The sequence below is a fragment of the Hydrogenophaga sp. SL48 genome, assembly GCF_021729865.1.
In the GTDB taxonomy this organism is placed as follows: domain Bacteria; phylum Pseudomonadota; class Gammaproteobacteria; order Burkholderiales; family Burkholderiaceae_C; genus Hydrogenophaga.
The window spans coordinates 3400459-3422529 of record NZ_CP063400.1 but is presented as its reverse complement, the minus strand read 5'-3'; the positions used below and the strand labels follow the sequence as shown (position 1 = coordinate 3422529).

The following is a 22071-nucleotide window of genomic DNA, read 5'->3' as shown; positions in this document are numbered from 1 at the left end:
ATTGAATTGCTTGTTTGAGGGGAATGCCTGCCATCAGGACCGAGGGGGCACGATGGGTACGAGAAGGTATGAAGCCCTGCCGCCGCCGGTGTGCAACGTGACGGCGTTGTCAAAGAGTGCAGAAGGACGGTCACGGACATCGTTGTGCGTCATGCCCCCGGTGCCTCGCGTCGCGTAATAGAACTGCTGACCGAACTCTTCGACGTCTCCTTCGTATTCGTAGTCTTTTCCCCGAACAGAAAGGCCAAGCGTCCACCCCTTGGGCAATACGATGCAGGTCGGTAGGATTTCGATGTCGAGTTCGTAGACTTGACCTGCCGTCAATGGCTCAACCTTGTCGTGTGGGTGATAGGGCTGCCATGGTTTGCTGCGAGATGGGTCCACGCGGCGATGGGACGCACGCAGCCATCCCATCGCAATGGGCGTGTTCGGGTCCAACGCGCCCTGAAAGGTCAGCTCCTTACCGGAGGGGTCAAACACTTGAACGACCAGGAAGAGGTCTGCATCTGCCGTTGTGCTTTCGATGAACAACTTGGCAGCGATGGGGCCGGTGATTTCCGTCTCTTCAGACAGGGGCGGTGTGCGAAAGGTCAAACCTTTGCCGGTCGACTCGTACCTTGAATTTGCTGTTTGTGGTGGCAATCCCGCTGCCATAGCCGATTGACTCGCATCAAGATAGAACTTCGTCCAACGAGTGCGCCCTATGGGCCACTCATGCTCGTCACGCCGTTGGAATCGACCGTCAACGTTGCGGATGTTGAGTTGCACGCGTGGGCTCCTGTCCCAACCGTTGTCAATGCCTTTGAGAAAGTGGTCGAAGAAGCGCTTCTGCAACGTCAGGCCGTAGCTCGCAGAGAACAGTGACCAGTGGGAGTCACCGTGTACCTCGAGCCACTTCTGCTTGGACGGCGACTCGGTGAAGCCGTTGAAGTTGCCTCGCGGGTGTATACCCATGCCCCCCCAGTTGGCGCAGGAAAGAAATGGCAAATCTATTTCGGTCGGGTCTGGTGTACGGCTCTGCCAGAACGGTCCATCCAGAGGCCACTCCAACGATTGCTCATATAGGTCATGCCGATGACTGGTCAGTTCAGCGTCCGACTTGTCCACCGGCCCGGCGATGGACTCGCCTGTGTTGGGGTTGCGTTTGGCCCGGCTGCCGAGACCGTACTGCACCGTGACGGCCTGAATCGCTGCCCACTTCTTGGAGAACTCGTTGAGGATGCCGCCGTGATAGGTGGGGTCGCGGTAAAGGTCGATGAATCCCTCCCACGGAATGACAGCCTTGAGACCTTTAGGTCGACGCTCAGCTACGCGCCATGCCATGTTGGCAAAGTAGGAGATACCCAACACGCCCACCGTGCCATCGCTCCAAGGCTGCTCGGCAGCCCACTCGATGCTCGAGCAAAAGTCTGCAGTTTCCTGAGGTGACATAGGGTCAAGCACCCCTTCGCTCCAGCCGGCACCTCTTGAGTCAACCCGAACCACCGCATAGCCATGGGGCACCCAGCGCTCTGGGTCGGATACTTCCCATGATTGGTATTTGTTGGTCGAGCCTTCAAGGACATCGGGAAAATCATTGACCATCTTCTCCCACTGCATCGGGTAGCCATCCTGGTAGGACAGTCCCTTCGCGTAGACGCCGTGCGAGATGATGACCGGGGCGCGCAAGTCCTCAGCGATGGGGCGAAAGACGTCCGCTCGAAGCACAGTGCCATCGGACATCTTGATGGGTGCGTTCCAGGTGATGCGCATCCCGTCCCGGACTTCTGTCCGGGTATGGATGTCTCCCTTGCTGTCCAAGGTCATTTTTGGACCTTGATGCCGTGCAGGCTGTGTGAAGCGTCCTTGACGGTGAAGAACTTCGCGTCCTTCTCCGTGGGAGTGCAACCACAGTGAATGGTGTTGGCGGGGATGTAGATGAGTTCGCCGGGATGGGCTGTGTGTCGCTCACCTTCCACCAGAATTTCCATCACGCCTTCGAGCACGTAAATCCATTGCTCGTTGGGGTGAGAGTGAGGCTCCGACTGCTTGCCGGCGGGCGCCGTCATCAGAGCAACAATCATGCGGTCGCCCTCAACACAACCTCCGTACACGGGCGAGTAGTCTGGGCCTCCCAGAATCTGGTTCACCTTGGAGAAGTTGAAGACATACTCCCCCGATTGAGCGCGATAGGCTCCTGGTGTTTGGGCCTGCAGTTTCTGTTTGTTTTCGGCGATTTCGTTCATTTCGTTGCGTCCTTTTGCTGCTGTGGACTCAACGATACGTAGAACAAGCGCTCAGCAAAAATCGTTTCGCCAGATGCGATGTATAGTTCTGGCCTATGCCTACATCCAGCCGCCTGCGACGCATCGACCTCAACTTGTTGGTTGCGCTTGATGCGTTGCTGACTCTGCGCAGCGTGACCGCCGCAGCCAATCAACTTCATGTGACGCAGCCATCGATGAGCGGTTCACTGGCGAGACTGAGGGAGTACTTCGGAGACCCTTTGCTCGTTCCAGCAGGACGCAAGTTAGAGCTAACACCTCTCTCGGAAATGTTGCTCGATTCGGTCAAGGAGACGCTGGAGATAGTTGAGCGTACGATTTCGCTTCGCCCGGGGTTTGACCCGGCAACAGCGAAAAGGCACTTTCAAATATGTGCCTCAGAGTCCACGGTTTTGACCCTTCTTGCCGAGGTCATGTGCCGTGTCGAAGTGCTCGCTCCTGGTGTCACTATCGAACTGCTTCCTGCTGACCCTGGACAAATTGAAGAACGACTCAACCGCCGGGAGCTTGACCTGGCGTTCGTGATTGAAGGCATGCGCAATGAAGCGCATCCACACTCGCTGGTTATCAATGACACGTTCCACTGCATCGTCTGGACAGGCAACAAGCGGGTCAAACGCAGTCTCAACCTCGACCTGTACCTTGCATTGGGGCATGCCGTTACACGCTACGGCTTTGACAGGCGACCTGGCTTCGAACAGTACTCGATGGACCGACTTGGTGTTCAACGCAGAGTCGAGCTCAGCTGCACGACACCCGCTTTGCTCGGGCCGCTCGTAGTCGGTACACAACGCATCGCTACGGTTCCGACACGCCTGGCACAACAACAGGTTCAGGTACTGCCTCTCAAGCTATTTTGGCCGCCAGTCGACATCCCTCCGCTACGTATCGTCATGCAGTGGCACAAGACTCGCGAAAGCGATGGCGCAACACGATGGCTGCGCGACTTGGTAGTTGAGACGTCAAAGGGTATGAACTACGAGGTCTGAGTGAGACCGAGATGAGAATTTCAAAGCGGGGGTACAGCCATCTTTGGTTAGCGATGAAAAGGGGATTCTTCTCAAAATCATGGAACTAGGAATCTCTCTGGGCCATATACGGTTAGCAGTGAAATGGCTACTCCCTCGCAACAGGCAGCTTGTAGACGGCCCGAGAGTCCCGGCTCATTCTGTATCCGTTCGCTCCAGAAGCACATTAAAAAACGTGGTCTCGAACGAGTCCTCGCCAAACTCGTCTTCGAAAGTAAAAGTGACTTCAGTTGTTCTGCTCGTTGGGTTCGTTTGAACGCTGTAGACGCGCCCGCAAAGAAGGTATCTCGTGACGTATGTTTGGGACTCGTCGCGAGCAGTCGAAATCGCGTCATGCACGCAACTATCGCTCTGCAATTCGCCGACATCCAAGTTCATGTGCCGACGCAACACGCACTCCAATGCGTTGACGGGCGCACCTCTACTTACTGCAATGACCTCGCGATTCACACGTACTGCGCCGTGATTCCAATTAAGACCCAGAACCTTTTGCACTTCGGCTTCGCAAAAATCAAACATCAACATACGTTCTCCTGTAAACAGCGGCGCGACGACGGTCGACGCTCATTGACATATAGGCACTGTTTTTATTTTTCAGCTTGTTTACACACGTTTTAGAGTTGCTTGAACGGGCCACGGGCAAGGAAGGAGAGCCGCACTTGGTTTGAAGGCCTCTGCGCTGGGAGAGCGCTAGGCTCATGGGCAGCTTTCTCACCTCCTGCACCTAACTTTGCACATAGTCGGTGGAAATTGCGTATCGTTGGGTGACATGAACAGTTTCCGCAGACAACAAGCACCTACCGGGTTTCCGGGGCACTCAAACAGAAGACCAGAAGCACTGTCTGAGCAGCGCTACCAAGACCTACTCAAAAATGCCAGTGCCTTCTTCGCTTCGGCTGTTGTCGCGACTGATGTCGAGCGACTGGCGGCCATCGGTGAAATAAACGAGCTGATGAGGAGGCACGGTTTGACCGTCGACGACTTGAAGTAGAGAGTGGGCGACTCCCACAGCCGGGCGGACTTGGGACCGGAAGTCTGGAATCTTGTCATCGTGACAAGATTGCTGACGAGGTTCAGGGGGTAATGACAAGAAAGCCCCGAGCCTTCCCGGCACCATTTCGACGACCTACAACTCAAGCTACTCAGACCTCAAGCACGAGCGCACACTGGTAGCTCGGGTTCTCGAATATCAAGTCTTTTTCGAGGTCGCACGAGCTCGCGTTGCGAGGGTAGCCCCGCGGGTTGGCGACCACTCTGCAACAACCTACGGTGTAGTCAAAAGAGTCGTGGACATGCCCGTGCAGCCAAAGGGATGGGCCTTGCTGGAGCAAGTCGGTAAGGTTGCTAACAAAAGCCGCGTTTGTTGGGTCTCCAACGTAGCGTGGGTGTACAGAAAGCGGGTGTGGCCCGTGGTGCGTAATGACGACGGTTATACCGTCGTACGGCCGCGCGAGTTCAGCCGCAAGCCATGCTCTCGAAGTCTCGTGCTCACGCAGGGCATCTGCTGCCGAGAAATAGCTCCCGCTCTCCGTCCTGATTTGACGGTGGTCTGAGATGCGCAATTCAGCGTTTGCCATCAACTGCCTTTGCGTCCTGTTTGACCGCAGCCGGTAGTCCGTCCATAAGGTACACCCAAGAAACCGCACGCCACCGAAGTCGACCGCTTCTCTCTCCAGGAACCGTACAGAGGTGTTTTGCGCAGTTTCGCGAAGTGCGGCTACTGTGGCCTCCCAAGTTGAGCCGTAGGCCTCGTGGTTTCCGGCGACGTACAGGACGGGGACGGGCCAGTCGCGAAACAGGCGAAGTGCGTTGGCCCCCCGCCCAACGTCACCTGCGAGAACAAGTACGTCTGCCCCATACGCAGGTGAAATCGTCCGAGCGCCTGGAAACCAGTTCTCAAGATGCTCCAAGTGCACGTCGGACGTCAGTTGAATGCGCACGATGAGTCGCTATGTTGCTGCTCTCGATAGCGAGAGGACAGTAAGTTTTGCTGCATATGGTCTTTCGGGTTCTGCAATGAAGCTGAAGTGCTACTACAACACGAGCGCAACTGCGCACGAACGCGGATAGCCGCCTTCGCAATGCACGACCACCGCAGAAATCTCGGGCGTCAATGCTCTCATAAAGTCGAGAATCTGATGAGCATGTGCAACAGAGAATCCACTGACCATACTTGCGATGGTTCGAGGCGTGAGTGACTTTCCGCGCAAGGTCTTCATATTGGCATGCATTGAAAGCACCTAGTCATTGAGCTGATTCACCAAGTCCAAGCAGATGTTGTACCTAGCGAAGTGCCCTTCTTCAGTTAGACCGGTTGGTGGTTTACCCGTCACTGTGGAATAGACGTGGTGGCGAGGGAAGGCAGCAAGAGTCAGGCACGGCGAAAAAGCAGGAGGCGCTGTTTCAGCGCATCCAGTACACCCGGTGCACTGATACCAAGTACTTGGTCGCAATGAATCAAAAAATTCCGGTACTCTGGCACCCAATTTTCAAGGTCGTCATCAAGCGCAACCCAATTTCGAGGCTTTCTGCGTGCTACATCATTCATCACTTGAATTCCCCGCGGCAGACTTTCAAAGCCCTGGCGATTCATCCGCGAGTGAAACGTGGCTCCGATGACGCGCTCGCGCAGGGAGGGGCTGAGTCTTCTTACTGAACCGCTGAATCGTTGGTAGCGAACCCACGACGTTGACAGCACGATTCGTACTTCGGGAAATGACGCGAGCACTTCTTCAAGCAGCGGAACGTGCTCAAACAACTGGTATCCAGGCGTCTTGATATACACGCCGCGCCGAGGATGCCACCAAACATCTTCGTGATGGAGTACGCCGTCGAAATCCAGATAGAGCACGGTTTCGTCTAGACCGCGCAATGGTTTCAAGTGACTAGGCATTCGCCGGACTTTCCTTCGGCGTTGAATTTGAGGGCGGGGTACCAAACAGCAGCTTCCGTCCGGCCCTGTTTTGCACCGGCTGCAGATGTGCATCACGCAACTGCGGGTCTCCCTCAAGTTGCAGCAAGAACAACCCTATCTCATTGGACTCATCACGCGTGGGCGCCCAGATGCGCTGAATCCAGTTCATCTCCCAGCGAGCTACTTGCTCGCCATGCTTCTGGATGCGGGCTATGCCCAAGCAGTTTCCTTCCGGAATGGAAGCCAGGATGTCGAGCAGGGTTGACTCCCACCCGACCAGCATCGTCTGAGGCACTCTCTGGTCCTCAAACTCCGCCTCGTACACGAACAAGTACCAGGGCGACTCCAGGGAAAGCGTCACAGCCCGCCAGTATTTTTGGTTTGGGCCAATCAACTCACGCGGCATGAATTGTTCGAATTGGGGCACGGTGACAAACAAGGCACTCTCCAGAAGGTAAAAAAAACCTCCTAAATTGTGGCGTAAAACGAGTCACTTGCCAACAGATGAACCACAAACTGTTTAGGTGCTTGGCCAGGATGACCCCACTACCTCAGCGTCTAAACCCCTCTCGGTACTCGCAGCAAACGTGCGATTCCTCAGGGCAGAGGCGAACTGGAGCACTCGAGAGTTCGCCCACCACGGGGGCCTGAGTCTTGCCACCCTGTACGGCATCGAACACGGCAAACAGAACACGGTGCGCCTGTCCACCATCGAAAACCTCGCCAAGGCATTCGGGGTCCATGTGAGTGTCCTCTTGACCCCTGGACGTGAGCCCAGACGCCCATGGGTAGACGAAGACTCCTTGCATCGTGCAGCCGCAGCACTGGTTGCCCGCCGTACGGCGTTGGGGTGGACGCAGGAAGAACTGGCTGCAGTAGCGGACGTCTCCAGGGACATCGTGGCCAAGATTGAGCGGCAAAGTCGAAATCCCACGCTGGAGGTGTTGCACAGGCTCTCTGCTGCTCTGGGAGTCGAGGTGCATGAATTGTTTGAGAACGATGTCGCAAGCCGCTGAGGGGTTTTCTGGCTACTAGAAACGAAGACGACTTTTCCACCGCGGTAGTTGGTCCGCCGCACTACCGCTGAGGCAAGAGCACACAGTGCTCTTGCCTCACGGCTTCAGGGTCTGCCATCAAGGCCGAGCCCTCAATGTTGCCTCTATTGCCTCGAAAACCGCGCTCGCGCTAACCAGCGGCGAGCATCCTGCTCAGTCAGCAGCAACTCGGCCGGAACCCATTGGACACGGACGTCCCCTGGCTCCAATCGGCCCACTTCGACTTCTGTCGAACTGAGGCGTCGAACCCCAACGAGCCGCCCTCCGCCAGTAACAGGAAGAGCGTGCGACGCCCAAAAGACCACCGGTGTGGTGGGCGCTGTCGGGTTGTTTCTTTGATGGGGGCTTCCGCTGCGCTGGTCAGAGTTGCCTGCGGCAACGGCGGCGCGGGAATAGCGAGTGTGTGTCATACGAACTCCAAAAATTGCCGACACTCAGGCGCACTAAGGGTGCGTGTGCCGACTTCATGCGGGAGTTCGAGTTCGCTATGTCATGCCGAGATTGTGCCTCGATTGCGAGCTGATGTGATGAGAAACGAGTCGCGGTCCGGTCCGACGGCGCTCTGGGCAAACACCCATTGGTGCTGAGCATCGTCCCAAGACCTACGCCCTCGCAACGGGTACATCAGCCAAGCAGGTCGTGTATGCAGGCGTGCGTCGCTCCTGCTTCATTGTCCAAACCCTATTCACGCCAGGCTTGCCCGTGCTTCCTGCGTGCACAGTCCCCTTGCCGAAGCGAGTGTTGATGACGTCCACAGCCGCCATCAGCCGCGACCGGTCACGTGTTGCTGGCTCCTCGTTGGGGTCGCACAAGTCCAGCTCTTGCTGTTGCACGCTCGCGGACTGCAGGTCAACCAGAATCACGCCAGCCTTGATGAACTGGTAACCGGCGACGTACATGAACCGCATGCCATCGGCCGCGGCCTTGGCAAGTGCCAGGGTGTCGTCAGTTGGCCGACGCAGAGGCACTACAACGCTGCGTGAGCACTGGGGTCCAGGCCTGTACGGCGAGGTGTGCATGAACACCAGCAGCTCGGTGGCAAGGCTGTTTTGCTTCCTGAGCTTCTCCGCCGCCCGCGCCGCGAACTCACTCACCGCCTCAATCAGGGGGCCCAGTTGATGAACAGGCTTGCCAAACGAACGTGTGCACGCAATCTGTTGCTTCGGACCGGGGGCATCGTCAAGGTCGATGCACGGTAGGCCTTGCAGCTCTCGCACAGTTTTCTCAAGGGTCACGCTCCAGCCCCTTCGCGCAGTGGCTGGGTCCATCCGGGTCAGTTCGAGCACCGTACAGATGCCGCCCTCTTTGAGCTGTTTGGAGATGCGAGGGCCCACGCCCCAGACGTCCCCCACGTCCGTGGCTTGGAGCACGTCGTCCAGGTCCTGCGCTGGCAGCGCCGACATGTTGAACACCTGGGCGAACTCCGCAGGATAGCTGCCAGGCTTGCGCTCGGCAATCTTTGAAATGTGGTTGGCCAGTTTCGCCAATGTCTTTGTCGGCGCGATGCCGATGCAGGTTGGGAGACCTGTCCACTGCAGGATGCGCGCACGCACTTTGCGGCCGCGCGCCACCAAGTCGCCACGCACACCATGCAGGCCGACGAAACTTTCGTCGATTGAGTAAATCTCCTGCGTTGGGCCAAGTCCCGCAGCCAGCGTCATCATGCGGTCGCTCATGTCTCCGTACAGCACGAAGTTGGCCGACAACGCCACCAACCCCGCCGACTCTTCCAGGTGCCGGATTTGAAACCAGGGGGCGGCCATCTTGATGCCCAGGTCTTTGGCCTCGTTGCTGCGTGCGATGGCGCAACCGTCGTTGTTCGACAAGACAACGACCGGGCGACCGTTCAAGCTTGGCCTGAACACCCTCTCGCACGAGACATAGAAGTTGTTGCCGTCGACCAGCGCGTACATGGCGGGCTCCCTTGCATCGGTGCCGCCCGCTCAGACGACGAAGCGCTTGATGCTGCTGGTGACCACACCCCAGACCTCGACGGTCTGCCCATCTTTGGGAATGATGTCCGGGAAGGTGGGGTTCGCAGCCTTCAGGCGCATGCGGCCAAGGCGCTGGTGGAGCTGCTTGACAGTGAACTCCCCGTCGACTGTGGCAACCACGATGTGACCATGAACCGGGCGCACAGCGCGGTCAACCACGAGCAGGTCACCGTCGTCGATGCCTTTCTCCCGCATGGAAATACCACGTGCACGCCAGAAGTAGGTCGACTGGGGGTGCTGAATCAAGATTTGGGTCAGGTCGAGCCGGTTGACCTCAAAGTCCTCTGCAGGGGACGGAAACCCCGCACGGATGTACCCTGCGGCGATGGGCAGCATCAACGACGCGGCCGACAACGCCACGGGTTCAGACATGATGCGAATACTGTTCATACATCCAGTATACGGCTTTGGCCCTCTGCACACCAGAATGCCCCTATGTGTTCCAACTACGACGCCTGCACCAGCACCGAGCGCTTGAAGCTGCATTTCGGGGTAACGCTTCCCCCCGGAATAAACCTGCGCACGGATGTCTGGCCCACCTACCAGGCGCCCTTCGTTCGACGCCACCCCAATGCTGATGTGGGTGATGATGCTGTGCCCCCGCGCGAAGCGATGGTGGGTTTGTTCGGCTTGGTACCGCACTGGGCTGGCGAGGTGGCCTTCGGCCGGCGCACCTACAACGCAAGGTCCGAGACGGTGGCCGAGAAGCCCAGTTTCCGGGACGCGTGGCGCAAGGGCCAGCACTGCATCGTGCCAGTGGAAGCGGTAGTCGAACCGGACTGGCGCTCCGGGCATGCGGTACCAACGAAAATCAAGCGCAAAGATGGCTTGCCGATGGGCATCGCCGGCTTGTGGGCGTCCAAACGGCTGGAATCAGGCGAGGAACTGCTGAGCTTCACGATGCTCACGGTGAATGCAGACGACCATGAGCTTTTCAAGCACTTTCACAAGCCCGGCGATGAGAAGCGCATGGTCGTCATCCTGCACGAGCACCAGTACGACGACTGGCTGACCGCACCACCGTCGAAGACGATGGACTTCATGCGCCAGTACCCAGCGCATCTTTTGTATTCCACGCCAGACCCAGACCGCGGAAAGAAGAAGCGATAGCGCAGTGTTGGCGCGAGGTGGCACCGCACTCTTCCTACGGAACGAAGCCGGTGAAGGCGCGACCATCTGGGAATGGGTTCGCTTTCACGACACAACTTCCAATCAGATTGAATCCATCGAAGCGGGCATCACTGTCTCCAACACCCAGATAAACGCAACTGACTTCTCCAACGGGCCGGTAGCGAAAGGTGGCCGAACTCGCTGACCTCGCTATGCCGCCGCTGTCGCAAGTTCCTCTATCTGAGCAACTAACGAAGTCAGCTCTTCGCATACGGGGGCCTCGGCATCGGTGAACACCTGGGAGAGGGAGCGGTAGTACCAGAGGGTGCCTTCCTTCTTGGCCGTGAACCTGTCGAAGACCGCGAGCCCGATTGAGTTCAGGTCTTCAAGAATCGCGCGAGCGTTGCTGAGCTTGTCGCACCCACTCACCATCCATACGTCCTCACCCGCTGACGCGAGGTGGGCTAGGTAGGCTTCTTTCCGCTGTTGCCAAGGTGCTTTCTCGCCAGTCGCGTCTGGCGTGCCGTCGGTACAGCCGCGCACGATTGCGAGTACTCGGGGGCCAAACTCTGCTGCGATTTCAGATGCATAGTGCTCACCGCCGTCCTCTAGGACATCGTGGAGCAACGCAGCTATTTGCTGGTCTTCGTCACCGCCATATTGGGCCACCAGCGCGGCTACGGCCACGGGGTGGGTGACATACGGAATCGATGTGCCTTTGCGTACTTGGCCTTCGTGGGCACGAGCTGCGAGCGCAAGTGCATTTGAGTAGCGGGAGCTGGACATGAGTCCTCCTTTGCATCGGTCGTTGGAGGCATAGTACGTGATTGAAAGGCCTACTTGGAGCCCCATCCAAGCGACTGCCCTTCGCCTTCTTGGAATTCGAGTGTGAACCGAGAACTGGTATGCGGTACGGTACGGTACGGTACGGTACGGTACGGTACGGTACGGTACGGTACGCGATAAGGTATGAAGTGACGGTATTTCGCAGTTTGGGACTTGCCGCTCTGACATGACCGAGCAATAATCTCTCTGCGCAACTAGCAAGGTTTAAGTCCTACCGTCTGCGGGCAATCAATGCCTACGGGAAACATGAGGGTCACGCAGACCCCCAATATCTAGTTTCGCTTCGTATGGCCTACAAGGAAGGCCAGCAGTCCTCGACTGCAAACAGTGCACGGCTATGCAGACGCCCGAGCACTCCGGTAATCGTCAATCGACGTTCTGGAGAAGCTCGTGTCCGAAAATTTCGCATCGCCTACTGAAAAACTCATTTCTGGTTCAGCTGGTCACGTCACCCTTGAGGACGTCAAGAGAGCTGTCGAGAAGCTCAAGGCTGCAGGAGAAAAGGTCTCCACAGGAACTGTGCATGCGGAGCTAGGGAGAGGCTCCAAGACCACCATCTGTAAGCACTACGCGGCGTTGAAGGTGTCTATTGAGGCTTCTACGCCAGTGGTGCCCGCCCCGTTGTCTCCAGCGCTCCTTACGGACATTGGAAACGAAATAAACAAGCTGGTGAAAGTTCGTACCTCGCAGCTGTCTGATGAGCTGGAGGACGTTCAGAAGTCGCTGTTGGCGGTGGTTGCTGAGAGCGAGAGCTACAGAGCGGTGGCCATTGAAGCGAATTCGCGCACCGCTGCCCTCCAACTTTCTTTTGCTGAGCAGACTGGTGCTCTGGAGACGTTGCGGGGGCGAGTCGAGTTGCTCTCAAACGAACTTGCCCAACTCGGCGGCGAAGCAGAAAGCGCTAGGCAGTCGCTGGCCATTGCACAGGAGCGCCTTCGTGCTTCGGAAGAGCGCGTCGAGCGGCTTGAGTCCGAAAGAGAGCGAAACAGGTCGGAGCTCTTAGAAGTTCGAGCTGAGTCCACAACGCTGAGAGCCCAGCTGGAAAAGAGTCTCCGGGAGTGCGTGTCCTTGCAGGTGACCGCCGAATCGAATCGTCAAGCTGCTGAACGTCTTGAGGTCGCTCTTGGAGAGCAAGACCTTTTGCAATCACAGTTGGTTGAGGCACGAAATCGTCTGGCGAGTTCCGAGGCGCAGCAACTAGGTTTGGCCGAGCGTCTAAAAGACTCCCAAGCGGCTCAGAGCCGTGCTGAAGGTACTTGCGAGCTGCTGCTGCAGAAAGTGCTGCTCAACAGAGTCTTTCAGACTGAGCCAGACAACCCGGCTATCCCGCTGAACGAGGGAGGACAGAAGGGGCCGCCGCAATGAGGGACTTCTTGTTCGGTGAGCGAAACCAACCGCTTCGCGATACCAAGTCTCTGATGGAAGAGGAAGCAACTCCTCACAGTCGGACGCTGAACGAGATTGAACCTGCGCAAAGGTGGTCAAGCTGGCTCGCGCTTGTTGGAGCCACCAAGCCAGCAAGAGGCGGCAGCGAACAGCCGCAGGGTAGTCCCATGGAGGGAGTCGTGTATTTGGTTCACGACGCGGAGGCACATGACCGCCTGGTGCGGTACTACTGCGAGCCCTGCTACGGCTTCATGACTGCGAAACATTTCGAATCGGTGCATTGGAACGCGACATGGTGCCTGACCCTCGCGAGCTTAAAGGTCTGTTGCCAACGCTCCTCAAACACGAGGAACCAATTCGCCGACCGCATGCGACTACCTACCTTTCCCAGAACGTCTGCGGCTTACCCGACGCGCCGGTTTCACTTCCCCAACCCATACGGAAGGAATCAATCGAGCGTTCTTATCTGTGGCGGAACGAATAAGTGCGGTGGCCAGACGCAGCCGGAGACTTCGCGCGAGTGGCCGCACTGGTCCTCTGCTTTCCAGCTTCGAGCGATGGCATCGAAGGCACTTGCGAGCATCTCTGTGTAGCTGCTGCCGAGAGAGGGCAGGCGTTGAAGGATGCCTGCGAGCACATTCTTACACTTGAAAGTTGAGGGGTTATGGCTCAAGAGAATCGAGATGAATCTGATTTCCCGCAATGGGTCATCAAGCACACAGAGCGAGGGACGGGTGAGGCATTGCCGCCAGACTTTCCCTACATCATCGACAACGTGAGCGGCGATATCTGTCAAGTGGCTTTGCTGTACATGGCAGAAAAACATCTCACACGGAATCTCGTGTTCAACGCGAACACAGTGGGTGCTTACACAAGCGACCTGTTGGACTGGATGCGATTCGGTGCAAGGTTCGCACTTCGTTGGGACAAGGCCACTTGGGCAGATTTGGGGCACTACGTTGACAGCCTGAACTTGGTATCGCCGCACCACAACGAAGCCTTTGAGCAGTCCACAGTTTCAAGGCGCCTAGTGCCAATTCAGCAGTTCTACCAATGGGCTTCAGAGAACCTTCCAGACTTGTGTGCTGAGGCCCCGGAGGGCACCTTGTTCAAGTCGGCGAACGTGGCGGACTTTCTTGATGACCGTCGCAGGGAGCTCAGACAGCGAGTTGATTACGGGAAGCAGTCGACTGAGGACATCTCGCTACCAAATGTCATGCAGCCGAGCGAGGTCGAGGCGGTACTAAAGGCAATAGGCCCCACGCCAAGGCAGCTGACTTGCGACAAGAGCACTGTTGGCGACAGTTCGCCTGCGGCTCTCCACGAGGAGCACGACAAACCCACTGCGACCTCCGTAGCTCACCTTGGCATGGACATCGGATGCCAAGCTGGACTGAGAGTCGGGGAGGTCGTCGGGCTACGCGTGAAGCTCTTCGTGAAGTTCTATGGAACAAAAATTCTGCCTAACCGCCACTACGAAGTCGGTCCGTTCCGCAGAAAAGGGGGGAGGTTAAAGACCGTGAAGTTCCACGGAGTGCTGCTTCAGAAAGTCTTGGACTACATCGATGTCGAACGCAAGCAGGCTACACGAGGATGCGGGGCAGACCATGGCGTCCTCTTGGTTCACAAGGATGGCCGTTTCCGAGGACTGCCTATCACCAAGAGTACCCTGCAGCGGCGCTTCTCTAGAGCGTGCGTCGTGTCTGGTCTGACTAGGAGCGTCTCGAAGGTCAGGCCCGTGGACGGTGATTGGCAGAGAACAACGACTGTTGTCGAGAAGCGGGCGGCCTTCACATTTCACGACCTTCGGCACACGTTTGCTGTCTGGATGTACTACGCCCGAAAGTCCGACGGTGACGTGGAGCCGTGGAAGTACATCCAAGAGCAACTGGGTCACGAAGATGTCGCCACAACCATGGATTTCTACCTGAAGGTAACGCAAGACTTCGAGGCATACGTGAGCGACAAGTTCATCGCAACATTGAACACGGTTGCCGCTGTGATTGCCAGTGACAGCACGGTGGAGGCAGCGTAATGGCGCGCAATTCGAAGACCACACGTCGCGCCAGTCGGTTCGAGCAACTCACACCAGACCAAGAGAAGGAATACCGGGGAGAAACAGGCAGTCTGCTGCTGACCGGCAAGTTGCGGTCTTTCACAGGCAAGAAGGCGCTGCTTCCCTTCTTCGAAACTGCGCTGAACGGCTTTGAGGCCGATGTAGCAGGCTTCCGTGATGCCTCCGCCCTGACGCACGGATTTGTACTCATGTGCAACGCACGCCGAAGCGTCCGCCACAAACGAGCCTACGAAGGGTTTCGAACGAGTCTTAACCACGGGATACTGAATTTCGCCAGGGTTAAGCACCTGAGCGACAGACCGCTCGGTGAATGGCCGGTCGACCTGGGTCGGCAATTCGCAAGGTGGCTACGCGAAGAGGCGCTCACGAAGCAAGGAAAGCACCTCAACCCGAACACGGCCAGGAAGTATCACGGCGAATTTTGTAGTCTCTTTGCAGAACTGGGCGAGAAAGCAAAGACCGACAGCATATTGCCCAAACTAGAGTCATTCCCCAACAACCCCTTCTCGGGGGCGCATGGTGAGACGGAGAAGACCAAATCACTTGGTTTGCCCAGCCTCATAGCTATCTTGCGCGCCGCCAGGGCTGATTTCCGAGACGTGGTACAGAGAGTGCGCCACGCTCAGGCACTATTCAAAGGGCCTGAGGTTTTGCCCGACCTTACGAAGAGAAGCAAGGCTCGGTACCGGGACATTGATGCGCTACTCTGGTACTTGCATAAGAAGTACCCGTCGCGTTTTCCGACCTATACCAGCTGGCAGGAGACCGACCGTCCTCTCTTCGACGCTATCAATAGGCTCCACGGTGGATGGGGCAGAGTCGGCGAGTACTTTCAGCCATTCGCGCAAAGCTGTGTGGCTCCAATTCTCCTTCTGACAATTTACGGCCACTTCAATGTGGAGCCGCTTCGCGCTCTACGACGCAGACAAGTGCGCAGGATTTCAGTTCTGCGCAACGAACACCTTGAAGTGCGCGTAGCGGTACAGCCAGGAAAGAACAGAGGGACGCCTTATAGGAGGAGCTTTCCCGTCGATGACCTGGACTTCGCTTCTCCCAGCTCCATCCTCAGCTTCATGATGGAGTGGACTGGTCGCATCCAACAAGAAGCTGGCATCTACTCAGAGTGCGTATTCCTGTTCATGACCAATGAAGGGAAAGTGAAGGCTTTTGCGACAGCGACGCTTGACGGGCGGTCCGGAGACTCCAAGTGGATACACCATCTCAGGGAGTTCTGTAAGCGCCACGAACTTCCTGGTTTCAACCTGCGGGAACTGCGACAGACTTCCCTTGACTATGGCCGGTTGATATCCGAAAACGATATTCGTGAGATTGCAGCTCTGAAAGGCGGTTCCTCTGAATCCGTCATCGATTTTCACTACAGGAGCGACGCAGCAGAGAGTCGAGCTCAAGCAAGTGTTGGTGAGCTGCAGGGGAACAAAGAGCGATATGTGCGCAGCGGCGGCAAGAGTCACCACCTCGGAGCCAACAGCAAAGACATCACCGCCGCGACACCGGGCTGCAGCTGCGCGGACCCTTACGACTCGCCGATTGCCGGCGAGGTCAGGGGGTCACTGTGTGGAGCCTTCGGCTGCTGCCCCGGATGCCCACTTGGCTCGCCCCTAGTCGGGTCTGCCCACGCGCTGGCTAGGCTACTTCAGTTGCGAGATGCCTACATCGAAGCGAGGTCGAACCTGCCGCTGGAAAGGTGGGTGACTCGGTACAAGCGCTCACTTGAAGTTCTCGAAGGAGGTTGGCTTCCCATGTTTGATGACCCGCAGCTCTGGGAGCACGTCAGGCGCATGTCGCTTCAACCAATCGGAGTCATCGAATGAAACGTGCTGTAGAACCCGTTCAGAAGTGGGCTTCAAATCCGTCGCTCGGGCACGCATTTGTCGACCTTACAGGCGAGAACTTCAGCTTCTGGCCAGCTCTTGTCTGGAAATTCCGACACACAAACCCAGCCAAGTCGGTTGTCCATTTTGGCTGGAATTTTTCACTGCCGAGCGGAGGCATGTCGACTGACCCAGAGCACGTAGTTTTGCTTGAAAGCTTCAAGACTGTGGTCTGGGGAATGTTGACAAATGAGGAATATGGCAAGTCTTTGAGCGTCGGGACATTGATGCCAATGAGCGGGGGCGTCCGTGAAGCTTTCCGCTGGTTCGTTTGGAATGGACTTCAGGATTTCTCTCAGTTGTCCTCAAAGGTGCTTAGTGCGTACCTTGATGTACTCCCGCAGCTGATAGTGGACAAGGAGGGTGTGTATGTCGGGTTCTGTGCGGAGGGGTACAACTTCGGTCACCACAGTCCATCGATGCGCAAGGGCGAAGCAGCTCAGTATGGAGATGATTTCGAGAATGACGAAGAAGGCAACTACGAAGGCGTTGATGAAGGGTTGCCTGGCAGAGCCGTGGGCGACGGAGTCGGCGCACCTGCGCACCAAGCCGCCGGAAATGGATATGAGGGCGATAGCGAAGCGCTAGTCGGCGAAGACGTAGAAGGTGACGACGACGGAGTTTCGTACAGCCAGGTTGCGAACCGTGTCGCGGTGCTCTACTACGTGCACGCCCAGCGCAAACTCCTAGCGAGCCGAAATCTGCCTGCGCTGTTGGAGACGCCATTTAAAGGGAAGACCTTCGGTGAGGTGAGCTCGAGCATCACGCGACACGTCATCAACCGCATTCCGGCTTTGCCGCAGTCTGTCAGTCAGCCGCTGCTCACTGAGGTCTTCAAGTGGGTCGACCACATGGGACGTCGGATTGGTGACGTTCACAGCACCTTTCACTTGGTTCGAAATGGAGATGCGAGGTTGCTGGAGGATGTATTTGACGAGCTGGACGCTGCTGGTTTCAGTATGTCTCGTTTTGCCCTATTGCCATGGCGAGAGCGGTTGGAGGAGCGTGTCCAGGGCTTGGAAGACCCCATCAGCTTTGGGCAACACAGGTTGCGTTTGGCGACGCTACTCTACAGGGATGCGTGTGTCCTGGCTGTGCAGTACCTCGCGGGACTTCGCATCTCTGAAGTTTGTTCTGTAGTGGTCTCTCGTGACAAGGTCGACGGCCTGCCTTCATGCTTGTACAAGCGGGTGTCTCCCGACGGGATGTCGGAGCTCTATTTCTTGAAGGCAATGCTGGTCAAAGGCCGACCACGCCCAAAAGCCAAGGACTGGGTGATTGGCTGTGTACCGTGCGGAAGCGACCAGGTTCCGGTGGTTGTACGAGCCCTTGACCAGTTACACGACGTGATATCACCGTTCTTGTCCGACGAGGAGGAGACTCCGCTCTTTTTGCACTACTCCAACAGATGGGGAATGCCAAGAAGCAAGGACAGCCTAGTGCAGGCGTCTGGAGTTGACTTGCAGAGGGGGTGCCGACGGTTCATCCGATGTTTTGTCGACTTGTCCAGGCTGCCTGACCATGACAACTTCGGCAACAACTTGGTCCCCTATCGGGAGTCCAAAGGAGAGTGCATCAGGACTCACCAAGGACGCAAGACTTTTGCCGACTACTGTCTGAAGACCCGCAAGTCATCAATGTCTGCGTTGAGCTTCCACTATGGACATCTCAATGAGTCAATTACCTACAAGGGCTACTACGAACCCATCCAGAGGTTGGCCGACGAGGTGGAAAGCATGGCGCATAGTGCGACTGTGGACTTCTTTGTCAGCCGCAGCGAGAGGAAGACTGTCTTCGGGAATATGGCAGAAGCTGTGGACCGCTTTCTCGCCGAAAACAAGCTTGACACCATCACAGACATCGCTGTGCTACGCATCAAAGTTAAGGAGTTGGTCATTGCGCACGACCTCCGAATTTTCTTCAATGACTTTGGCAACTGCTTTGTCAGCGTGGCGCCGCTGGAATCTCGCTGTCAACAGGCTGCCGGGGGCGGGTCGTGGATGCTACGTAAGCCGAACTACAAGACTCGCCACATCACCATGTGCGCTGGCTGCAATTGCTTCGTCTTAGATTCCACGCATCAGCCGTACTGGGAGAAGCGTGTTGAGGACTGGAGTTCCGCGGCAAAGGACCCCACGAACAGAGTTGCCGTCAATCGGCATCTGCAGTCTTTAGCGGTTGTTCGCTTGTTTAAAAAGTTGAGGTAATCCGTGGAACCACATGCTGCCGCCCCATCAGTTGTTGTCGCCAAGCTTCTGGATAACTTTGTTCCGCAGGAGCCGAGAGAAGCGAAGTTTGCCCATGCCCTGCGGAGTTTGGTTGCCCTTCAGAATTTTGACTCGAGAATGAAGCTGAGGGGACCACGTCTAGACATATCAGCCATTGCTCGTCATGCTGAATGTTCGCGGAACTTGGTTAGTCACGACGGCTGTGAGCTACCTAGTGCGCGCGATTTGATTCTGGACGCTCTCAGGCTGCTGTCGGAGTACAGCTTGCAGGTTCAATGTGACTACCTAAAGGAAGAAATCAAGCGCCTGAAGGTGCGCCTTGACCGGCAAGACTCGATTCTGGCGAATCGTGTCGTGGCATTCCGCAAGGCGAAGACCAACGTCGAGCCAACTCCAAAAAATCGGTATACATCGGAGCAGGTTCGCAAAGCGGTGCAAATCGTTCCAATGGGAGAACTCTGATTGGCCAGCGCTATGTACATGGTGGAAATAGCGTTCCCTGAGCGTCTGAAGGGCCAGGCACGCGGAAGAGAGATATTTCCGGCGCTACTGCGCGATGCTGCAAGCCGAAGCGACGAATTGCAACGTTAAAGCGTTGACGCAGGAGTGCGGCGTACTGTCCAGTTCCCCGCATCCTTGTTCCGAAAGTTGGGTCGTAGTCAGCCCCGCCTCGCATTTGCCTTATCAGGCTCATGACATGAGCAGCACGGTCAGGAAAGTGTTCGTTCAGCCACTCCAGAAAGAGGTCGCGTACTTCAAGAGGTAGTCTGAGAACAATCATGCTCCCTGATGTGGCACCGGCCGCTGCAGCTGCTTCCAGAATGGACTCCAGGTCCTTGTCATTGACAGCAGGAATCATGGGCGAGGCGAACACCGACACGGAAACTCCAGCAGCGGAGAGCTCTGAGATGGCTCGCAAGCGGCGGTGAGGTGCGTTCGCCCGTGGGTCCAGTATCCTGGCGAGCGCGGGGTCTATCGTTGCTAGTGAGATATTGACCCGTGCCAGCCCCTTGGCTGCCATGCCCGCAAGAATGTCTATGTCACGCGTCACCAAGGCCGATTTGGTTGTGATGCTTACCGGTGCGTTGAATTCGGCGAGAACCTCGAGCACAGAGCGCGTGATACGCAACTCTCGCTCCGCGGGCTGATAGGGGTCTGTGTTGGCACCAAGCGCGATAAGACTGGGACGGTAGGCTGGCCGGGACAGTTCCTTGCGCAACAGAACTGCAGCGTTCGTCTTTGCTTGTATTTTGGTTTCGAAGTCCAGTCCAGGGGACAGACCTAAGTAGGCGTGTGTAGGTCTCGCATAGCAGTACACGCACCCGTGCTCACAGCCTTGGTAGGGGTTGATGCTTTGCTCGAAACCTAGGTCTGGGGAATCGTTGTGGCTCAGGATTGAGTGAGCTTCGACCAGGCGCACATCAGTGGGCCTGTGGGGCAATAGTTCGTCGGGTTGTTCTGCGGTTCGCTGCTCTTCGAAGTGCGCGAGGTTCTTCTCTCGCCCCCATGCTTCGAACCGGGAGCGCACATTCGAGCCAACGCCACGGCCCTTCACGAAGTGAACAATTCTCTGTCCGTCTTCCACGGTAAACCTTGGTACGAAGTGTGTTCGGCTGTTGGTGTTATATCTGTATATAAATACAGTATACACAAGCCTCTGTGGGTATCGTCCGATGGAGCTAGGTCAACTCGGTGGTGCCCCGTTGTTACAGCTCTTCGAAATGGGCGGTCTCTCCGGGAAGCAGATTTCGATGAAACATAAGTATGGGCTGCGTGTACTGCTACGCAAGGCCCACGCACAGCTACCTCAACCTCTCGCCGGGGCTCGATTTCGAAACCCGGCTGGTGGCCAAGCGCAACATCGCCGAGGTCTTGCGCGCCGAGTTGCTGCGCCCGGCCTACGCGCCCGACCTGCTGGCCATCGGCACCGTGACCGACGCCTACCAGCCCATCGAACGCGGGCTGCGGCTGACCCGCCAGGTGCTGGAACTGCTGCACACCGCCAGTCACCCGCTGGCCATGGTGACCAAGGGCAGCGGCGTGGAGCGCGACATCGACCTGCTCGCGCCCATGGGGCAGCAGCGCCTGGCGGCGGTGTACGTGACCATCACCACGCTGGACGCCAAGCTCGCCCGCATCCTGGAGCCACGCGCCGCCGCGCCCCACCGGCGGCTGCGCACCATCCGCACCCTGGCCGAGGCGGGCGTGCCCACGGGCGTGAGCGTGTCGCCGCAGATCCCGTTCATCAACGACGACATGGAGCAGGTGCTGGAAGCGGCCTTTGAGGCGGGGGCACGGCGCGCGTTCTACCAGGTGCTGCGCCTGCCCTGGGAGCTCTCGCCCATGTTCCGCCAGTGGCTGGAACAGCATTACCCCGACCGCGCCGCGCGGGTGATGGCGCGCGTGCAGGACATGCGCGGCGGCAAGGACTACGATGCCGACTTCGCCACCCGCATGAAAGGCCAGGGCATCTGGGCCGACCTGCTGCGCCAGCGCTTCGTGAAGACCTGCGACCGGCTCGGCTTCAACCGCACACGTGAGCCGCTGGACACCACGCAATTCCGCCCGGCAGCGCTGCGCGGGCAGGGCGATCTGTTCTGAACCGTCGTCCATGAGGCCGGCGCGCGCCACCCAGGGCACCGCCGGGCCGGCTTTGCCGGACGGCCAGTGCCGCCCCCCTTCAGGGGGGTCGCGCGCAGCGCGGCGGGGGATGCTCCTATACCTACCTCATGATCACGCAACCGTCCTCGTCCCACTCGACCCGGGTGATGCCCGGCTCCAGGGCTTCGAGCTTGCGCCGCTCCAGCGCTTCGGCGCTGACCTGGCCCTGGCTGGCCGCCCACGCCATGGCCTGGTCCTGCTGGGACCGTTGCGCCACGCTGGCGGCGAGGGCCGCCGAGATGTGGCGCACCAGTTCGTCGGTGTCCCAGGGTTTGGTGAGGTAGCGGTAGAGGCCAAACTGGTTCACGGCGTCCTGCGCGGTGCTGAAGTCCGCCGTGCCCGTCAGGATCATGCGCAGGCACCCGGGCTGGATGTCCGCGGCCATGGCCAGGAGCTCCATGCCGCCCATGTGGGGCATGCGCAGGTCGCTGACGATGACGTCAAACCGTTGCGCCAGCAGCGCCTCGATGGCTTCCGATCCGCTGTGGCAGGTCACGATCTTCACCTGGTTCCCCAGGGGCGCGCGCAACGCCCGGTGCAGGGAACGGACGATGGGCGCCTCGTCATCGACGAGGAGGATGCTGCCTTGAAGGGGATGGTTCATGGTCGTTCCAAT

Annotated in this window: 19 protein-coding genes and 1 pseudogene; 9 read left to right on the top strand and 11 right to left on the bottom strand. The window is 57.7% G+C overall.

Annotated features, from left to right (window positions below; all coding sequences use genetic code 11):
• Positions 1 to 33: 33 nt before the first annotated feature.
• Both IM738_RS16200 and IM738_RS16195 read right to left on the bottom strand, forming a co-directional pair.
• A complete protein-coding gene (locus IM738_RS16200) occupies positions 34 to 1806 on the bottom strand; it encodes a CocE/NonD family hydrolase (protein ID WP_236962038.1) in 1773 nt (590 codons plus the stop codon).
• Positions 1803 to 2225 (bottom strand): cupin domain-containing protein, encoded by a 423-nt coding sequence (locus IM738_RS16195; RefSeq protein ID WP_236962035.1) that lies wholly within the window; start codon positions 2223 to 2225, stop codon positions 1803 to 1805. The genes IM738_RS16200 and IM738_RS16195 overlap by 4 nt, the downstream gene beginning before the upstream one ends.
• Positions 2226 to 2320: 95 nt before the next feature.
• Between IM738_RS16195 and IM738_RS16190 the strand changes: the two genes are divergently transcribed.
• A complete protein-coding gene (locus IM738_RS16190) occupies positions 2321 to 3253 on the top strand; it encodes a LysR substrate-binding domain-containing protein (RefSeq protein ID WP_236962033.1) in 933 nt (310 codons plus the stop codon).
• Between the two features lie 174 nt (positions 3254 to 3427).
• On the opposite strand, the gene IM738_RS16185 is transcribed toward IM738_RS16190, so the two are convergent.
• The 4 genes from IM738_RS16185 to IM738_RS16170 all read right to left on the bottom strand — a co-directional run bounded on the left by IM738_RS16185 (position 3428) and on the right by IM738_RS16170 (position 6645).
• A complete protein-coding gene (locus IM738_RS16185; RefSeq protein ID WP_236962032.1) occupies positions 3428 to 3817 on the bottom strand; it encodes a hypothetical protein in 390 nt (129 codons plus the stop codon).
• A 617-nt stretch (positions 3818 to 4434) separates the two neighbouring features.
• A complete protein-coding gene (locus tag IM738_RS16180) occupies positions 4435 to 5232 on the bottom strand; it encodes a metallophosphoesterase (protein ID WP_272907666.1) in 798 nt (265 codons plus the stop codon).
• Between the two features lie 431 nt (positions 5233 to 5663).
• Positions 5664 to 6173, bottom strand: a complete 510-nt coding sequence (locus IM738_RS16175) for an HAD domain-containing protein (RefSeq protein WP_236962031.1) — start codon at positions 6171 to 6173, stop codon at positions 5664 to 5666.
• 4 nt (positions 6174 to 6177) lie between these two features.
• Positions 6178 to 6645: a hypothetical protein gene (locus IM738_RS16170; RefSeq protein ID WP_236962030.1), complete on the bottom strand. Its 468-nt coding sequence runs from the start codon at positions 6643 to 6645 to the stop codon at positions 6178 to 6180.
• An 85-nt stretch (positions 6646 to 6730) separates the two neighbouring features.
• On the opposite strand from IM738_RS16170, the gene IM738_RS16165 reads away from it, so the two are divergent.
• The gene (locus tag IM738_RS16165) at positions 6731 to 7222 is read left to right on the top strand and encodes a helix-turn-helix domain-containing protein (protein ID WP_236962029.1); all 492 of its coding nucleotides are present in this window, start codon (positions 6731 to 6733) and stop codon (positions 7220 to 7222) included.
• 641 nt (positions 7223 to 7863) lie between these two features.
• On the opposite strand, the gene IM738_RS16160 is transcribed toward IM738_RS16165, so the two are convergent.
• Both IM738_RS16160 and IM738_RS16155 read right to left on the bottom strand, forming a co-directional pair.
• Positions 7864 to 9174, bottom strand: a complete 1311-nt coding sequence (locus tag IM738_RS16160; RefSeq protein WP_236962028.1) for a Y-family DNA polymerase — start codon at positions 9172 to 9174, stop codon at positions 7864 to 7866.
• A 30-nt stretch (positions 9175 to 9204) separates the two neighbouring features.
• A complete protein-coding gene (locus IM738_RS16155) occupies positions 9205 to 9645 on the bottom strand; it encodes a LexA family protein (RefSeq protein WP_236962027.1) in 441 nt (146 codons plus the stop codon).
• 45 nt (positions 9646 to 9690) lie between these two features.
• Between IM738_RS16155 and IM738_RS16150 the strand changes: the two genes are divergently transcribed.
• Complete coding sequence (locus IM738_RS16150) at positions 9691 to 10365, top strand: SOS response-associated peptidase (protein WP_236962026.1); 675 nt, start codon at positions 9691 to 9693, stop codon at positions 10363 to 10365.
• Positions 10366 to 10575: 210 nt separating this feature from the next.
• Here IM738_RS16150 and IM738_RS16145 read toward each other — a convergent pair whose 3' ends face one another.
• Entirely contained in the window at positions 10576 to 11151 is a 576-nt protein-coding gene (locus IM738_RS16145; protein WP_236962025.1) for an HD domain-containing protein, read from the bottom strand.
• Positions 11152 to 11601: 450 nt separating this feature from the next.
• On the opposite strand from IM738_RS16145, the gene IM738_RS16140 reads away from it, so the two are divergent.
• The 5 genes from IM738_RS16140 (at position 11602) to IM738_RS16120 (ending at position 19256) form a co-directional block, all read left to right on the top strand.
• A complete protein-coding gene (locus IM738_RS16140; protein WP_236962023.1) occupies positions 11602 to 12576 on the top strand; it encodes a DNA-binding protein in 975 nt (324 codons plus the stop codon).
• Positions 12577 to 13372: 796 nt separating this feature from the next.
• The gene (locus IM738_RS16135; RefSeq protein WP_236962022.1) at positions 13373 to 14632 is read left to right on the top strand and encodes a tyrosine-type recombinase/integrase; all 1260 of its coding nucleotides are present in this window, start codon (positions 13373 to 13375) and stop codon (positions 14630 to 14632) included.
• Complete coding sequence (locus IM738_RS16130; RefSeq protein ID WP_236962021.1) at positions 14632 to 16506, top strand: hypothetical protein; 1875 nt, start codon at positions 14632 to 14634, stop codon at positions 16504 to 16506. Before IM738_RS16135 ends, IM738_RS16130 begins: the two co-directional genes overlap by 1 nt.
• A complete protein-coding gene (locus IM738_RS16125; RefSeq protein WP_236962020.1) occupies positions 16503 to 18773 on the top strand; it encodes a hypothetical protein in 2271 nt (756 codons plus the stop codon). The genes IM738_RS16130 and IM738_RS16125 overlap by 4 nt, the downstream gene beginning before the upstream one ends.
• Before the next feature lie 3 nt (positions 18774 to 18776).
• On the top strand, positions 18777 to 19256 hold the full coding sequence (locus IM738_RS16120; protein ID WP_236962019.1) for a hypothetical protein: 480 nt from the start codon (positions 18777 to 18779) through the stop codon (positions 19254 to 19256).
• A gap of 10 nt (positions 19257 to 19266) precedes the next feature.
• Here IM738_RS16120 and IM738_RS16115 read toward each other — a convergent pair whose 3' ends face one another.
• Positions 19267 to 20379: a PA0069 family radical SAM protein gene (locus tag IM738_RS16115; RefSeq protein ID WP_236962018.1), complete on the bottom strand. Its 1113-nt coding sequence runs from the start codon at positions 20377 to 20379 to the stop codon at positions 19267 to 19269.
• Positions 20380 to 20561: 182 nt separating this feature from the next.
• On the opposite strand from IM738_RS16115, the pseudogene IM738_RS16110 reads away from it, so the two are divergent.
• A pseudogene (locus IM738_RS16110) lies at positions 20562 to 21395 on the top strand (PA0069 family radical SAM protein); the annotation flags it as partial.
• 121 nt (positions 21396 to 21516) lie between these two features.
• On the opposite strand, the gene IM738_RS16105 reads toward IM738_RS16110, so the two are convergent.
• On the bottom strand, positions 21517 to 22059 hold the full coding sequence (locus IM738_RS16105) for a response regulator (RefSeq protein ID WP_236962017.1): 543 nt from the start codon (positions 22057 to 22059) through the stop codon (positions 21517 to 21519).
• Positions 22060 to 22071 lie beyond the last annotated feature (12 nt).

Excerpts from the sequence above, each read along its gene's own strand:
- IM738_RS16200 (WP_236962038.1), bottom strand. The coding sequence starts at position 1,806 with ATGACCTTGGACAGCAAGGGAGACATCCATACCCGGACAGAAGTCCGG.
- IM738_RS16195 (WP_236962035.1), bottom strand. The coding sequence starts at position 2,225 with ATGAACGAAATCGCCGAAAACAAACAGAAACTGCAGGCCCAAACACCA.
- IM738_RS16190 (WP_236962033.1), top strand. The coding sequence starts at position 2,321 with ATGCCTACATCCAGCCGCCTGCGACGCATCGACCTCAACTTGTTGGTT.
- IM738_RS16185 (WP_236962032.1), bottom strand. The coding sequence starts at position 3,817 with ATGTTGATGTTTGATTTTTGCGAAGCCGAAGTGCAAAAGGTTCTGGGT.
- IM738_RS16160 (WP_236962028.1), bottom strand. The coding sequence starts at position 9,174 with ATGTACGCGCTGGTCGACGGCAACAACTTCTATGTCTCGTGCGAGAGG.
- IM738_RS16155 (WP_236962027.1), bottom strand. The coding sequence starts at position 9,645 with ATGAACAGTATTCGCATCATGTCTGAACCCGTGGCGTTGTCGGCCGCG.
- IM738_RS16150 (WP_236962026.1), top strand. The coding sequence starts at position 9,691 with ATGTGTTCCAACTACGACGCCTGCACCAGCACCGAGCGCTTGAAGCTG.
- IM738_RS16145 (WP_236962025.1), bottom strand. The coding sequence starts at position 11,151 with ATGTCCAGCTCCCGCTACTCAAATGCACTTGCGCTCGCAGCTCGTGCC.
- IM738_RS16130 (WP_236962021.1), top strand. The coding sequence starts at position 14,632 with ATGGCGCGCAATTCGAAGACCACACGTCGCGCCAGTCGGTTCGAGCAA.
- IM738_RS16125 (WP_236962020.1), top strand. The coding sequence starts at position 16,503 with ATGAAACGTGCTGTAGAACCCGTTCAGAAGTGGGCTTCAAATCCGTCG.
- IM738_RS16105 (WP_236962017.1), bottom strand. The coding sequence starts at position 22,059 with ATGAACCATCCCCTTCAAGGCAGCATCCTCCTCGTCGATGACGAGGCG.